Genomic DNA, 14166 nt, shown 5'->3' on the forward strand with positions numbered 1-14166 from the left:
TCTCTTTTCCCGTATTTAGTAAATTTTAACCTGCGTGGATTTAAATATTAATGGACCGCCATTTACCGAATATTTAAAGAACTTTGCAATTTTATATCGATTGTAATAAACTCTGAAGCGAAACGGCCAGAAGGGCTTAGAAGTACCGATCACATCTCCGTTTGTAATGATTCCTCCCGATAAAGCGCGCCAGATAAACTGCCAGTCGCACTGAAATCGGCTACCGGGATTAAACTGGTACATCACGCCGCTGGTAACGCCAAAGATCAACCAGCTGGGTTTTATACGTATGTCGCCGCCAACCGCAAAATTGCCTATATTCAACCAATTGAATTTGCCAAAAGTTAAATTCTTTTCCACAAAGGCTATATCTTTAATAAAGCTAAATATCCCGTTGATGGTAAGATTGCCTGCGTAATAATGATAAGGTTTTGCCGCCTCACGCAGTTCATCCGGGTCAAAAAGAGGAAAATATTTGGCGTTCTCCATCACTTTATTGTGGGGAATGGTACGAATATATCTAACTTTTCCTGTGGCATAAACCGCGTATTTGGCCACATCAATGTACTCCACCGTTTTTTCGATCACCTTCGCAAAGTTCTGACTAATACCGGTTGCCTTAATCCTGATTTTATCTGTTCCAATGATATGGATATTAATCTGGCATTGGGTGCCGGGGCCTGTTTCGACCGTTTCGGAATAGTTACTTAATCCCAATAAAAAGCTGTTATACAATGCATATTCACTAATCAAACGCATGGCATATTCAATGCCCGCCTCTGCCGCATACAAAGCTCTTCTTTGATTCACATCAACAATTTGCATGCGCGCCTCTGCAGCCAGCAGGGTTAATAAACTTACGATGATCATGCCGATAAAGACCATAAACAACAATAACCCAATCAACATCACGCCGCGTTGATTGTGGCGCAAACTCCTAAGGCTAACGTTCCTGCTTTGCTGTTTGTCAGTTATTTTTTGCATTTCCGCTTTTTTACCTTTTTTAGTGCTTAATCCTCGCCATGGCGATGACGGTGGTGATGCTGGTGGTTATTATCGTCGTCATCATCATCATCTTTATGATCATGATCTTTATCGTCGTCTGAATCGTTGCCAATTTTTGGTTGTTTTATGGTAAGGTTTCTTAAAAAAAAGAGGTCTTCTGCCGAACGCACATTGCCATTTTTATTTACCGCTAACGATGCTTTAATATAGACTATTTCATTCTTATTATTGATCGGATTCATGTTGGAATCAAAATAGGCAAAAGGTGGAGTGGTCACATTGGTGAGCAAAACTTCCCACGCTTCAGAATTTTTTCTTCTGGAAAGCGTTTGATTTAAGTAGGAATAACGGACCTTATCGCCATTTATTTTTTTGAAATATATTTCATTGCCGTTAGAAATGCTCAGGATATTGGCAGGATTGAGTTCTAAAAAATCTTCGCGCATGATGTTTAAGGTTTTGCGCAATTCCCAGCGCGTTGAAATTTCGCCGGATAAAGTTCCGAACATTCGGGCGTTCAACAATACCACGCCATAAGCTATGGCTGAGATGGAACCAATTATAACCAAAGTCACGATCAATTCCATCAAAGAAAATCCATCTTCCCGTGCCAGAAACTTTTGGAAGACCATTTTCTTTTGCCCGGTTGCAACTTTTCTGTTCTTTGGCATTTGAATGAACGTGTTCATTCTTTAATCTCATAATATTTCGAAAAACGAATGGATAAAGTGACATTCTCTTCCAGCACAGGGTGCGACACCGTAACCGTAACCTGCCAACCTTCGATTTGCGCCTTTCCCCAGTTTTTAATTTTTTCGACCTTCACACTTCTGGTGAAATCATCGTCCAGAGTCTCTGTTTTTTCAAATTTTTCAATGGATTTGTACCAGTCCCAGTTTAATTTTCTAAAACCGATTATCTCTTCCATTTTGCTTTCTGCCAGATACTGGGCCTGTTGAGAACGAAGAAATTTTGCCGCCTTTACCGATGCCATTCCGGCCAGGCTGAAAAATGTAGGAAAAATAATGCCAATCAGCACAAGTACCACAACTAATTCGATTAATGTTAAACCCTCTTCACGCTGTTTGAATCTGGTTAGCATTATCATGTTTACGTTTTTCTGTTAAATGGTAAAATGGGACTTCAGAAACTGAAGTCCCATCCATTTCACCCTATCCGAAAACTCATTTTATAACAAGAGCGCCGGATGAGGATACACTCACACTGAAATCAGATCCATTCGATTTTTTAGGCACCTTGCCATCGGTAAAGAATGAGCCAGGATTCTTCTTGTAATCGTTAACCGCTTTTTGCAAGGTGTAGGTTGGGTCTGCCATTACCTTATTGGCAAAGTGCATCATGATGGCCGCTTCAATGGATTTGGCATTTGCCAGGTCGCGTGTGGCATTGGCATTTTTGGTTAAGTCAAGATAGCGCGGTACGGCAATAGCTGCCAGCACCCCTAAAATGACGATAACCACAACCAGCTCGATTAAGGTGAAACCTTTTTGACTTCTTAAGGCACGCATAATTGTACCTCCTTTGATTTTTGTGGGACATTAGTTGTCTTTTATCTACATTAAATTCATCATATCTAACATGGGCATTATCAGCGCCAGAGCCAGGATTAATATCATCCCGCCAAGTACAATGGTCATAACCGGCTCAATCAAGGAACTCATATTTTCTACCATGTCGCTTACTTCCTCTTCGTAATAATTCGAAACACTCAGGAGCATGTCGTCCAGAGAACCCGATTTCTCTCCGATGGAAACCATATCGATCAACAAATCCGGGAACTCTCCGCTTTTCCGTAAAGCGTCTGCAATACTTTCTCCCTTTAATATTCTATCGGCCACACTGGCTAAAACTTTATTATAAAAGAGATTACCGAGCGATGTCTGGATAATTTCCAGGGTTTCGGTAATATTTACCCCTGTCCGATTCATTGTATAAAAAAGACGGGCAAAGCGCGCGATTATCACTTTTCTGATAAAGTTGCCGAATACGGGCAATTTTAAGATGTGTTCATCCAGCCAGTATCGGCCTTTTGGCGTTCGAAAATAGTAAATGGCCGTCCCAGAGAGTACAATCATCACAAATAAAGTTATTAATCCATATTTAGTTAATAAGGCATAAACGCCGAGCAGCAAACGCGTGGGCAAGGGAAGCTGGGCGCCTGTGGCTTCAAACATGGGAATAAAATTGGGGATTACGGTGGTCACAAAAATGAGGAAAGCGGCCACAATGGCAATCACTACAAACATGGGATAGCGGAGCGCTTTTTTCACCGAGGAACGCATTTTAATATCTTTTTCCATGTATTCGTGCATATATTGCAAAGAATCTTCCAGCGTTCCGCTTATCTCTCCCACTCTGATGGCATTGATGAAAATTTTTGAGAAAATTTTCGGAAACTGGGCTAAAGCATCCGAAAACTTGCTGCCCTGCTCAATATCTTTGCGAATGGTCTCAATAACCTGTTTAAGGTTTTCATCTTTGGTTTGATCTTTTACCGTTTGTAAGGCCAACAACATGGGGATTCCGGCGCGCAGCATGGTGGAAAGCTGCTTTGTAAAATGCAGAACAGCATCGTCTTTGATGTTCATTCTTATCTTTCTGGTTTTTTTAGACGATTCCACCGGCTCAATGAACACCGGAACCATATTGAGTTCATCAAGCTGACGCGTTACCTCATCCTCGCTGCTGGCCAGCATGGTGCTTTCCACCAGCTTTCCTTCTGCATTGTAGGCCTTATATTTATAGTTCGGCATTTTAGACCTTTTTTATTGATTTAACTCAACCAACTCAAATACCATTGAATGAGCAACTTTCCATAAAATAGATAGACAATAAAGCCCAGCGCTAAAAAGGGCCCCATAGGGATTAAGCTGGGCGCCTCTTTCTTTTTAAATAACCAGATAGCCAGAATAAACAGCAGCGCAATCACAAAGCCCAGATATAATGCGAGCAAAATGTGCTGCCAGCCCAGAAAAAAACCGGCCACAAACGCCAGTTTTACATCGCCCATGCCCATTGCTTCTTTTTTAAATATTTTTGCGCCCAAAATAGCCGCCATCCACATTATGCCGCCGCCTAAAAAAGCGCCAGATAAGGCGTCTTTAAAAGGAATTATTTCGCCAAAGAAATTAAGCAGGACACCGGCAGTGAATAAAGGTATTAACAAACGATTTAAAATTAACTTTGTTTTAAAATCGATTAATCCGATGACAATGAGAAAATAAATAAAAATACCATAAAAAACAGCGGTTATACTTAAACCAAATTTTAAATATAAAGCATAGGTCACCAGTGCGCTAAATGCCTCAATTAAAGGATATTGCAAAGAAATTTTTGCCTTACAATAACGGCATTTACCTTTTAATAAAACAAAAGACAAAAGCGGAATATTATCGTACCACGAAATCTGATGTCCGCAAACGGGACATTGAGAACGCCCCCATAACACAGAGCGCTTTAAAGGAAGGCGCGCCGCACACACGTTCAAAAAACTGCCTGTCGCCAATCCAAATAAAATGACCAGGATATCGATTGTTTTCATCGCTTGTTTATACGCTTACTTTTTGATTGTTTAAACTTATTTTCTTCGGATAGGTTCTTGCCAGATGTCGTTGAATTCGCGCGATTAATGAATTCATATTGATGGGCTTGGTCACAAAATCATCGGCCCCATATTCAAAGCCTTTTAATTCGCTTTCCGTTCCATTCAAACTGGTAATGATCAGTACCGGCACATTCTCGGTTTCGGGGCTACTCCTCAAATGCTGTAGAAATTCATAACCATCCATATTGGGCATCATCAGGTCTAATAAAATAATATCTGGAACCTTTTTATCCACCTGATCCAGGGCATCATAGCCATCTTCTGCTTCTCTTACCTTCCATCCTTTTTGTCGCTCCAGCATCTTTTTTAAAAGGGTTCTTGTAACCGCATAATCTTCTACCACCAGAATATCCACTTCGCGGTCTTCCGCCTTCTTTTCGGGGGCTGGCGGTGAAATTTTAGGCGCTTCACTGGATGCAGCCCTGTCTGGAACGCTGGTTTCTTTTTTAATTTCTTTTGCTAATTTTTTAATTTCGGATAAGGGATCTTGTGCCCCCTTTTTGTCTTTCACGCTTTTAGATGATTTTGGCGCGCTTTGCGGGACGCCCATTTCACCTTCCACGGTGGGCCCTGTCTTTGAGGCGGCCGTATCTTCGGCCTGTAAATCGTCATCCATTTTCAGGAGGTCTTCTTCTTTGTAAAATAATTCTTCATCCTCGTCTGCTTTCAAAGCAGATTTTTTTTCCTGAACGGTTCTTGGAGTCGATACTGATACTGGCTGAACGGACGTTTCTTCGTATTTGCATTTGATCGGAGTCAAATCTGGTTGAATGACGCGCAAAACTTCCTGATAATCGGTGATGCCTTCGGCAACCAGCGACAGACCGTCTTCAAAAAGATTACGAAAGCCATGTTTTCTGGCGATGGAACGCAGTTCGCGCAGGGAGGCCTTATTGTACAGGGCGTCTTTTAATTCGCGATTAATTAAAAGGATTTCATAAACGCCGGTACGTCCTTTGTATCCCGTGTAATTACAGGCTGCGCATCCTTCAGCGCTGTACACCTGATAATTTTCACATCCTAAATTCCTAAAAAAATGTATTAATCCTGGATCTAAAAGCTTAGAATCCACCGGCTTTTTGCATTGCATACAAAGTTTGCGCACCAGACGTTGCGCGATCACCGCCTGCAACGCCTCCGCCACCTTCGTCTCATCAATTCCCATATCGGCCAGACGCGTAATGGTGCCAAACGTATCGTTGGTGTGTAAGGTACTGAGAACGAGGTGACCGGTCAAAGCGGCCTGGATGGCAATTTCTGCGGTTTCAGCATCGCGAATCTCTCCCACCAGAATGACATCGGGATCCTGACGTAAAAATGAGCGCAGAGCCGAGGCAAAGGTGATGCCCGCTTTTTCATTAACCTGCACCTGATTTATGCCTTCAAACACATATTCAATGGGGTCTTCCACCGTTAAAATATTGGTGGCTGAAGAACGCAGTCTATTAATGGCCGCATACAGGGTTGTACTTTTTCCGGAACCGGTAGGTCCGGTCACCAGAACCAATCCCTGGCGCACGGAGAACACCTTTTCCAGCTGCTGTAAATTAAAGCCCCGAATGCCGAGTTGTTCAAATGATACCATGGCCTTACGTTTATCCAGCAATCGAATGACCACTTTCTCGCCGTAACTGGTTGGCAAAACCGAAACGCGCAAATCGATATCCGCATCATCGACAATGATTTTAGCCTTACCGTCCTGCGGTTTTCTGGTTTCGGCGATGTTCAGGTTTGAAATGACCTTAATTCTGCTCACCAGCTGCGAATGCAGGGTTTTGGGCAGCTCCATAATGGTATGCATTACGCCATCGATGCGTAACCGCACCACCACTTCTTTTTCTCCGGCCTCGATGTGAATATCGCTGGCATCGTTGGCCACCGCCTCGGCAAAAATCTGGTTTACCAGCTTAACAACGCCTTTTTCCTCAACGAAATCTTCCCCTGCAACCCGGACTTTAAGATTATGTCCATCTTTATTTACCAGAGTATCGATCAACTCTTCCGGCGTGTAATACTCTTTAATTTTTCTTTGAACCTGTTCCAAAAGGGCAAAATAGGTCTTTACATACTTTCCGCTTATTAATTCAATCTCTTTTTCCGCTTCCAGATTATAGGGATTAAAGCAGGCAATGTGTACTTCGCTCTTATTTTGCCTGAAAGGAAATATCTGGTATTTTTCGCACAATTCTTTGGGAATGGTTTTAATCAGCTGCTGATCTATTTTGATTTTATCAAGATCGATTACCGGTATTTGTAATGCTTCTTCAATAAAAGTTATCAGATCTTCCTTTTGCAAATAGTTATTTTTTATTAACACATTAAAAAAGTATTTTTCTCCGGCGTAGCGACCGGCCAGCTCATCATACAATTTTTCATCTATGATCTGATAATAGAGCAAGGCCTTGACCAGCCAATCGTCTTCAAAAACATGTTTATGAGAAACCACCATTTTTACTTTCCTGAATTTTCTATTTTCCTTCCTTTATATTATCGTTTATTGCGTTTAAATCATTAATTAAAATTCGCTAATTACCAACGATATGTGAGAATTATAGGCGGGAGCGAAAATTTTTTGTGCCGCAAAAATGGTTGAATAGTTTATTAGTTGAATGGTTGAATGGTTGAATAGTTAGTCTGTCATTTCAAAAATGTTTCTGCAAATGTGATGAATTCCTACCACCGTTTATGTAGGGGCGAAGGATTTACAAGAACAATTCAGCGCTGGTAAGCATTAATCTTTAGTCATCTAAAAAAAGCACACTGAATAAAGTGGGGATGGAAATCCTTCGCCCTTACAAGTACGGTCATTCCTAATCTTTTGTCTGAGAGTAAGGGCAATTGAAACTATTTTTACTTTAAAATATTCTTTGCGCCCTTTGCGCTTGTTTTTTACCCCCAAAACCGTCTCTTATCGACCGCTCGCTATCTCCAGCGCCACACGCCCGGCCTTCGAGGACGCATGCTTCCATGGCCGGCCGTCGAGGGCTCGCTTCGCGCGTGTTTTTGACCAATTGCTTCTGGCACCGTTACTCTGGCCGCTTCCAGTTTTTGTTCGATGGAAAAGGCACGCTGGGCGGCGCGGATGATTTCCGGCTTCAATCCCTCCGCGGCAATTTCTTCGGTAAACTTCTTGCGGCCTTCGATCAGTTCCTTTAAATAGTTATTGATCTGTTCTTCGGAATAAAATCTGCGCACATCGTATTCATGGAGGGGACGTCCTTCCACGGCCACAATGCCTTCGGTGCCCAGAATACCGACTTCGTACGTATTGGTGACGCGCAGATCGCCGCGCTGAATGGCGGCCATTAAGTTCAAAGGCACGCGTTCCACCTTGCGCACCAGTTTTTTGACGATCTTTCCGTTTTGCTCACTGGTTTCGATAATTTCCCCCATGCCGCCCGTATTGTACATGACAAAGCGCACTTTATCGGGATACTTTTCTACTAACTTCATGACGATGTCATAAAAGCGATTGACTTTTACGCCGCGCGATCCAATGATAAAAGGATCGGTGCCCACAATGCGCACCGATTCGCCGGCCTTTTCCGGATTGGATGCGTAGCTGTGCGTGGATTCGCCCCACAGATAGGCCAGTACGCCCTGTTCCGGCGTCAAGCGCTGGGCAAAGGGCATGATGGTATTGCGGCGCGTAATAAAGGCGAAAATAATGCCATCCATTTCATCTAACGAGGGCAGGTTAACCGACGGCGCGCTGATGCTGACCAGTTTTTTATTTTGTTCGACCATCAACCGTTTTCTGAAAATCACCGCCCGTCCGTTGCCGCACAGCGATTCATCCAGAAAGTCGATTTCACCTCGATAGTTCATCATCACATTTTCAATAAGCGCGGACTTATGCACCAGGGCGTTGTACATGGCCTCTTGCTGATCGGGACGCACATCGGTTTTTACGTAAAAATTGTTTTCCGATCCCAGGGCCGATCCGTCGTCGCGCAAAAAGACGATATCGTCCTGACAGACTTCGGTCTTTTCGCCGCGCGTATGATCCAGCCCCAACTGGTGGCAGGACCAGGTGGATTTGCCGGTGGCGGTCATGCCGAACAAAAAGACGCCGTACTTTTTTAATCGGTTGTCCTGTGGATCGCGCACCGTAACGATTTTAGTGCCGGCATGCAGGCCCAACATGCCCTGTTCGTCGGCGCGCCACATGGCCTGACGTAAAAAGCCTTTTTTGTCTTCGCCTAGATAATCTGTGCCCAGCGCAATGTTTAAATTGTATTCGGGCAAAGCCAGAACCTGAGCGCGCATGATGTGCTCTTCCGGAATGTGCAGCATGATGAACTCCGGCCCCGGCCGACGCCCCACATCGAACATGGTGCTGGCCCACATATAGGCGTTGCGCACATTTTTAGGATCCGCCACCGAAACGTACAAATTGCAGATCGGATTGTAATAATCATTGTTGCCCATCTGGCGGCGAATATGAACAAAGGGTAAGTTTTTAACCAGGTGCAGAACTTTTTTCAATTCTTCTTCATGATTTTCCAGGATTTTGATGTGCGAATCCAGCAATTTAGGCTGACGTACGCGCGGGCTGCCCAGGTAAACCGTTTTGGGCGCCAATCTGCTGGAAAATTTAGACATCCAGACATACGAATGAAAGCGTGACTTGTTGGCGTATTTACGCGCTTCCTTTTCCAGATAGCCCATATTTACTGTTTTGATGTTCGGGCCCTGTAAAAGCTGCCTCAATTCCTGATAAAACTGTTCGTAAAACGGTTCGTTGTAAAGCGCTTCGTACATGATTTTTTCCTGTTTTTACAAGTTCTACTCTAACCGGTAATCATTTCTTTAAGCCGTTCGGCCAGCCGGGCCGGCGTCTGATTGGCCGTGTTCAGCTGAACGACTTTTACAAACTGCAAGAGTCGCAAAAATCGCTCCTGATGCTGCTTAAGACGCAATTCGTCATGCGGCAGCAAATAGGGATTGTAAAAAGGTTGATCTTTTCCCTGGCCGGGCATGGCCGCCCCGCTGCTGCTCCCTCTGCGCAAAAGCTGCAAAGCATGTTCCGCATCCAGCTCTTTTAATGGTTCTGCCAGCGGATCGTTGGTCAGTAAAAATAAAAACTGCAGATCGATCCGCTTCACATGGCGTTCCATTCCCCCAATCCAGTAAGGATCGAGCATGGCCGTTGAGGTTTTTGAAGCCATAAAACAGTACGGCGCGCCGCGATCCATTGAACATTGCTCGGCGTTTACGCAGTTTTGATATTCGCAATCAACGCGATTGGTGATCACGTTTTCGCATTTACACTTTTCAAACAGGGCTTCCAGCGCAGGAAAATATTCCGCATGTTGGGTGGGCAGGTAAAATTTACGTTCGGCCACATCGGCCGCGGCAAAACCTCCGCCAAAGCGCACGAACAAAAGATCATTGCTGTGCAGAGCCATGTTTTCATCCTGTAAAAGCTGGTAAAACAGCGGCGTTTTTTGCGTGCCTCTGGGGCCGATCAAAACAAATCCGCGTCCCTGAAAGTCGCCGGAAAAACCACGCACTGTGTGTAAATCGAACAGGCGTTCGCCCAAATCGGCAACCAGGGTTAAAGCCAGGGAACGCAAAGCGCCGTAATAATCGCTATTGAACAAAAGACCCGTGCTCGATTCCGAATGATAAAAAGCGTGTGGTTCGCGGCCCACCACGCCATCCACAGCGTAAATAACGCCGTGCGGTTCCAGGTCGGATTCCAGCTGGGCGGGATACCAGTTTTCAATCCAAAAATCGTTTAAGTGGGCGCTATTGGTGCGCAGCTGGATAATCAGCCCGTTAATATTGGCATTCCACTCAAAATACTGATTGAATTTTAAGTGGGCTTCGGCCTCGGCAATCAGCGCTTCTCGCTGTTCATAGTTGATCTTGCTTTCCAGCGGGGCCTTTTTGGGCACCTTTGTTCGATAATTGTTGAGTTGCACAAATTTTATTTTGGTCGGCGTTTTAAGGCGGCGCAGGGCTTCGGCCATGCGCTTCATACCTTTTTCGATCTGTTCCATAGAGGCCGAATAAGAGATGCGGATGTGTTGATCCGAGCCAAAGGCCGCCCCGGGCACCACCACCACATTAGCCTCGCGCAGTAAATAGTAAGCCAGGCCGTAAGAATTGCGGATGTAATGTCCCTTATGCTCCTTGCCAAAATAGGCGGAGATATTGGGGAAGACATAAAAGGCCCCCTGCGGCTCGGTAACCGAAATATCGGGAATGGCGCGCAAACGCTGCACCACATAATTGCGCCTGCGCTGAAATTCTGCCACCATGCGCCCCACTTCGTACGATGGTCCTTTTAAAGCCTGCAGGGCGGCAAATTGTGAAATGGAATTGGCGTTTGAAGTGGAATGGCTTTGAATTTTGTTAGCGGCTTCCACAATTTCTTTTGGCCCGGCCAGATAACCAATGCGCCAGCCGGTCATGGAAAAGGCTTTGGAAAAACCGTTGATCAGAATGGTGCGTTCTTTTAATTTGGCGCTGATAGAGGCAAAACTGGTAAAGCGGAAATTGTCATACACCAGTCTGGAGTAAATTTCATCGGCAATGATGAATATTTCTTCCTCCTCTAAAACTTTTGCCAGTTCCATCAGGTCGTCTTGACTGTAAGCGGCGCCCGTGGGATTGGATGGATTGCAAAGGATGAAAGCCCGCGTACTGGCCGAAATATTTTGTTTTAACTGCTCGGGCGTAAGGCGAAAGCCGTTTTCTTCATGCGTTTCCACAATCACCGGCCGCCCGCCGGCCAGTCGCACCATTTCCGGGTACGAAACCCAGTAGGGCGCGGGCACAATCACCTCGTCGCCGTCGGAAATAAGAGCCATGATGACGTTAAAAATAGCCTGTTTAGCGCCATTGGTCACCAGAATCTGCTTTGCAGGATCGTATTCCACGCCGTGTTCTTTGTACAGATATTCGGCAATGGCTTTGCGCAGTTCCATGGTGCCGGCGTTCATGGTGTACCTGGTAATGTTTTGATCGATGGCCTGTTTTCCGGCGTCTTTGATGAACTGCGGCGTGGGAAAATCCGGTTCGCCAACGCTAAAATCGACCACGTCAATCCCCTGCGCGCGCATGGCAATCGCCTTGGCCGCAATTTTCATGGTCGGCGAAACGCCAATATGTTTTATCCGTTCGCTAAGCACTTTATTACCTCACTACTGATTTTGCCGTTATTACTACTCTTCTTCCCCGGACAACTTATCTTTTAAAAACTTTTTAAGATCGGCTCCGGTTAGCGCTTCTACCACTTCCGGAAGCTGGGCAAGTATTTCTGCAACCTGCCCGGTCAGTTTGGAGGCGCCTAATTTTCCATCGTGTTCAATCATCACGATTTTATCCAGCTTGGAAAGAGGCTGAGCCACGGCAGAAGCCAGTTCCGGCATCTTTTCCAGAATCATCTGGTAAAGGGCCGCCTGATTGTAGCTTTCGAAGGCTTTTGCTTTGGATTTCAGATTTTCTGCCTCGGCCTGGCCTAACAGGCGCAGGCGCTCGGCTTCGGCCCGGTCTTCGGCAATTTTGGCTTCAATTTTGGCCTGTGCTTCGCTTTTGATGCGATAGCTTTCGGCTTCGGTTTCCGTCAAAATTTGCGCCTTGCGCGCCTCGGCCGGTTTTATGATGTTGGCCTCCAGCTCCTTCTGTTTTTTGGCGATATTTAACTCTTCCAGCTTAATGCCTTCGTCCATTTCCAGTTTTTTAAGCTTGTACTCTTCTTTTTTCAATTCCTGTTCAATGCGGTAGCGTTCCAGTTCGTATGCCATGTCGGCCATGGCTTTTTTGCGATTGACTTCCACCTGCGATTCAGACTTCATGGCCTCGTTTTGCCAGTTTTGCTTGGCGATCAGGGCTTCAGCCTGCAAACGGGCGATCTCCGCTTCTTTTTTGGCCTCGGCCGAACGAATGGTGATGTCGCGATTCTTTTCGGCCTGATCGACCTCGGCTTCGTACTTGGCTTTAGTAATTTGCGGGCGACTTAAAGCCTCTAAATAGCCCTGGGTGTCCACCACTTCGTTCAAACCAAAGGACATGAGCACCAACCCCAGATTGTTAAAATCGGCCTGCGCGTCGCCAGATACCCTGGCCACAAACTCGCTGCGTTTAGTGAACAAATCTTCTACGGTAAACTGACCTATCAATTCGCGCACCTTACCCTCTAAAACGGTTTCAGCCACTTCGCGGATGCCCTCGGTGCCTTTGCTTAAAAAATTGGTAATGGCCAGGTAAAGGGCGTAATCGCTGGTGTCGATGCGCACCTGAGCGGCAAATTCCACCGACACGGGAATGGAATTTTGCGTCATGACTTCTGCAATTTTACCATGGATGGGAATCACTTCGATGGGCAGGCGCTCTACGGTTTCGAACAGAGGATTAACAAAAGTGCCTCCGCCAATCCGATAGCGGAAGCCAATTTCCTTGACCGTACCGTCTGGCATGGTTATCCTGCCTTTTTTACCACCAGAAATGATTAAGATTTCATTGGGACCGACTTTTCGATATTGTCTGGACAAAAACCAGATGAAGAGCGCAATGAGCAGAATTACTGCTCCAATGACGACAAACAGCGTTAGCGACGACATCATTCCTCCTGTTTGCTAAAATGTTTCAACAACAATTCAAGTACAATTTAATGAAAAAAATAATTATTACCAATTCGATTTTTCACTTTTTTTCACAATATAGGAAAATTTTACTGCGCGGGGGGGATGGTGGATTGGTTGAATAGTTTAATGGTTGAATGGTCTTTGGCCTATCATTCCGATTCCATCCAATGGCGAGGGCAATTACGGAAAACAAAAAACTATTTTTAATTTGAAACATTCTTTGCGCGCTTTGTGACTTCTCTGTGCGCTCTGTAGTCGCTTAAATTCCTGCGGGAATGTTTTGGTTTGCTGCTATGCTGTACTAAAATTAAAAATTATCACACGAAGTGGGAGGCTGTGCCCGAATTATCACGCGGAGCGGGAGGCTGTGCCCGAATTACGAATAGTAGAGCGCCGATTTGCTTAGTTTGCGTCTTAAATGTTTAATCATTTTCTGCGATGTTTGGCGTAATCTGCCAGAAATTACTTTGCGCGCGTTGGGGTTGGTTTTGGTTGCGGCTGTGCTGCCTTAGTTGAATGGAAAGGGACACTCATCTACTGTTTTAACGGCGGAAGTTTGAGCTTTTCGCTGAGCGCAATTATTGTTGCAATTTTTTTTATTTCTGTCTGCGAGTATCTGCGCAATCTACGTAGAAAAGAAATTGGTCAGCGCTGGCGCCGAGTACACCGTCTGATAAAATTCTCACCAGCAAGTCTCCCCCCTCCCAGACTTTTATTCTAAGAGAGAAAGAACGAGGGAGTGAAGGCTATCGTTTCGGTTTTTTCTTCATTTGCAGAAACAAATTTTAAATGACAGGCCGGTGTCCAACCAACGCTTACACTTTTATGTTCCTTATCCCCTGCCAGGGCGAGATCAAAATGATAGATCACCCCCTTTGAAACAAACTCATTCGTAATTCGTGCCACATGCATCATGCCCTGGCGAGATAATTCGGGCAC

The 14166-nt window shown here is 45.1% G+C and carries 11 protein-coding genes; all 11 read right to left on the minus strand.

Annotated features, from left to right (window positions below):
* Positions 1 to 15: 15 nt before the first annotated feature.
* Positions 16 to 984 carry a pilus assembly PilX N-terminal domain-containing protein gene (locus Cabys_RS12020; protein WP_006930787.1) on the minus strand — a complete coding sequence of 323 codons (969 nt, stop codon included), beginning with the start codon at positions 982 to 984 and terminating at the stop codon, positions 16 to 18.
* 26 nt (positions 985 to 1010) lie between these two features.
* Positions 1011 to 1694 (minus strand): type II secretion system protein, encoded by a 684-nt coding sequence (locus Cabys_RS12025; RefSeq protein WP_006930788.1) that lies wholly within the window; start codon positions 1692 to 1694, stop codon positions 1011 to 1013.
* Positions 1691 to 2107: a prepilin-type N-terminal cleavage/methylation domain-containing protein gene (locus Cabys_RS12030; protein WP_006930789.1), complete on the minus strand. Its 417-nt coding sequence runs from the start codon at positions 2105 to 2107 to the stop codon at positions 1691 to 1693. Before Cabys_RS12030 ends, Cabys_RS12025 begins: the two co-directional genes overlap by 4 nt.
* An 82-nt stretch (positions 2108 to 2189) precedes the next feature.
* Positions 2190 to 2534, minus strand: coding sequence for a prepilin-type N-terminal cleavage/methylation domain-containing protein (locus Cabys_RS20635; RefSeq protein ID WP_006930790.1), 345 nt, complete (start codon positions 2532 to 2534; stop codon positions 2190 to 2192).
* A 45-nt stretch (positions 2535 to 2579) separates the two neighbouring features.
* Positions 2580 to 3779 (minus strand): type II secretion system F family protein, encoded by a 1200-nt coding sequence (locus tag Cabys_RS12040; protein WP_006930791.1) that lies wholly within the window; start codon positions 3777 to 3779, stop codon positions 2580 to 2582.
* Between the two features lie 20 nt (positions 3780 to 3799).
* Complete coding sequence (locus Cabys_RS12045) at positions 3800 to 4567, minus strand: prepilin peptidase (protein WP_006930792.1); 768 nt, start codon at positions 4565 to 4567, stop codon at positions 3800 to 3802.
* Between the two features lie 7 nt (positions 4568 to 4574).
* A complete protein-coding gene (locus Cabys_RS12050; RefSeq protein WP_006930793.1) occupies positions 4575 to 7079 on the minus strand; it encodes an ATPase, T2SS/T4P/T4SS family in 2505 nt (834 codons plus the stop codon).
* A gap of 473 nt (positions 7080 to 7552) precedes the next feature.
* The gene (locus tag Cabys_RS12055) at positions 7553 to 9394 is read right to left on the minus strand and encodes a phosphoenolpyruvate carboxykinase (ATP) (RefSeq protein WP_006930794.1); all 1842 of its coding nucleotides are present in this window, start codon (positions 9392 to 9394) and stop codon (positions 7553 to 7555) included.
* Between the two features lie 29 nt (positions 9395 to 9423).
* Positions 9424 to 11772 (minus strand): pyridoxal phosphate-dependent aminotransferase, encoded by a 2349-nt coding sequence (locus Cabys_RS12060; protein WP_006930795.1) that lies wholly within the window; start codon positions 11770 to 11772, stop codon positions 9424 to 9426.
* A gap of 33 nt (positions 11773 to 11805) precedes the next feature.
* Entirely contained in the window at positions 11806 to 13206 is a 1401-nt protein-coding gene (locus Cabys_RS12065) for a flotillin family protein (RefSeq protein WP_217183971.1), read from the minus strand.
* Positions 13207 to 13944: 738 nt separating this feature from the next.
* Positions 13945 to 14166: a hypothetical protein gene (locus tag Cabys_RS12070; RefSeq protein WP_006930797.1), complete on the minus strand. Its 222-nt coding sequence runs from the start codon at positions 14164 to 14166 to the stop codon at positions 13945 to 13947.

Origin of the sequence: Caldithrix abyssi DSM 13497 (assembly GCF_001886815.1) — a bacterium.
GTDB lineage: Bacteria > Calditrichota > Calditrichia > Calditrichales > Calditrichaceae > Caldithrix > Caldithrix abyssi.

What these genes read in the sequence shown, in the direction of transcription:
- Cabys_RS20635 (WP_006930790.1), bottom strand. Translation starts at nt 2,534, where the DNA reads ATGCGTGCCTTAAGAAGTCAAAAAGGTTTCACCTTAATCGAGCTGGTT.
- Cabys_RS12045 (WP_006930792.1), bottom strand. Translation starts at nt 4,567, where the DNA reads ATGAAAACAATCGATATCCTGGTCATTTTATTTGGATTGGCGACAGGC.
- Cabys_RS12040 (WP_006930791.1), bottom strand. Translation starts at nt 3,779, where the DNA reads ATGCCGAACTATAAATATAAGGCCTACAATGCAGAAGGAAAGCTGGTG.
- Cabys_RS12025 (WP_006930788.1), bottom strand. Translation starts at nt 1,694, where the DNA reads ATGAACACGTTCATTCAAATGCCAAAGAACAGAAAAGTTGCAACCGGG.
- Cabys_RS12020 (WP_006930787.1), bottom strand. Translation starts at nt 984, where the DNA reads ATGCAAAAAATAACTGACAAACAGCAAAGCAGGAACGTTAGCCTTAGG.
- Cabys_RS12055 (WP_006930794.1), bottom strand. Translation starts at nt 9,394, where the DNA reads ATGTACGAAGCGCTTTACAACGAACCGTTTTACGAACAGTTTTATCAG.
- Cabys_RS12030 (WP_006930789.1), bottom strand. Translation starts at nt 2,107, where the DNA reads ATGCTAACCAGATTCAAACAGCGTGAAGAGGGTTTAACATTAATCGAA.
- Cabys_RS12065 (WP_217183971.1), bottom strand. Translation starts at nt 13,206, where the DNA reads ATGATGTCGTCGCTAACGCTGTTTGTCGTCATTGGAGCAGTAATTCTG.
- Cabys_RS12050 (WP_006930793.1), bottom strand. Translation starts at nt 7,079, where the DNA reads ATGGTGGTTTCTCATAAACATGTTTTTGAAGACGATTGGCTGGTCAAG.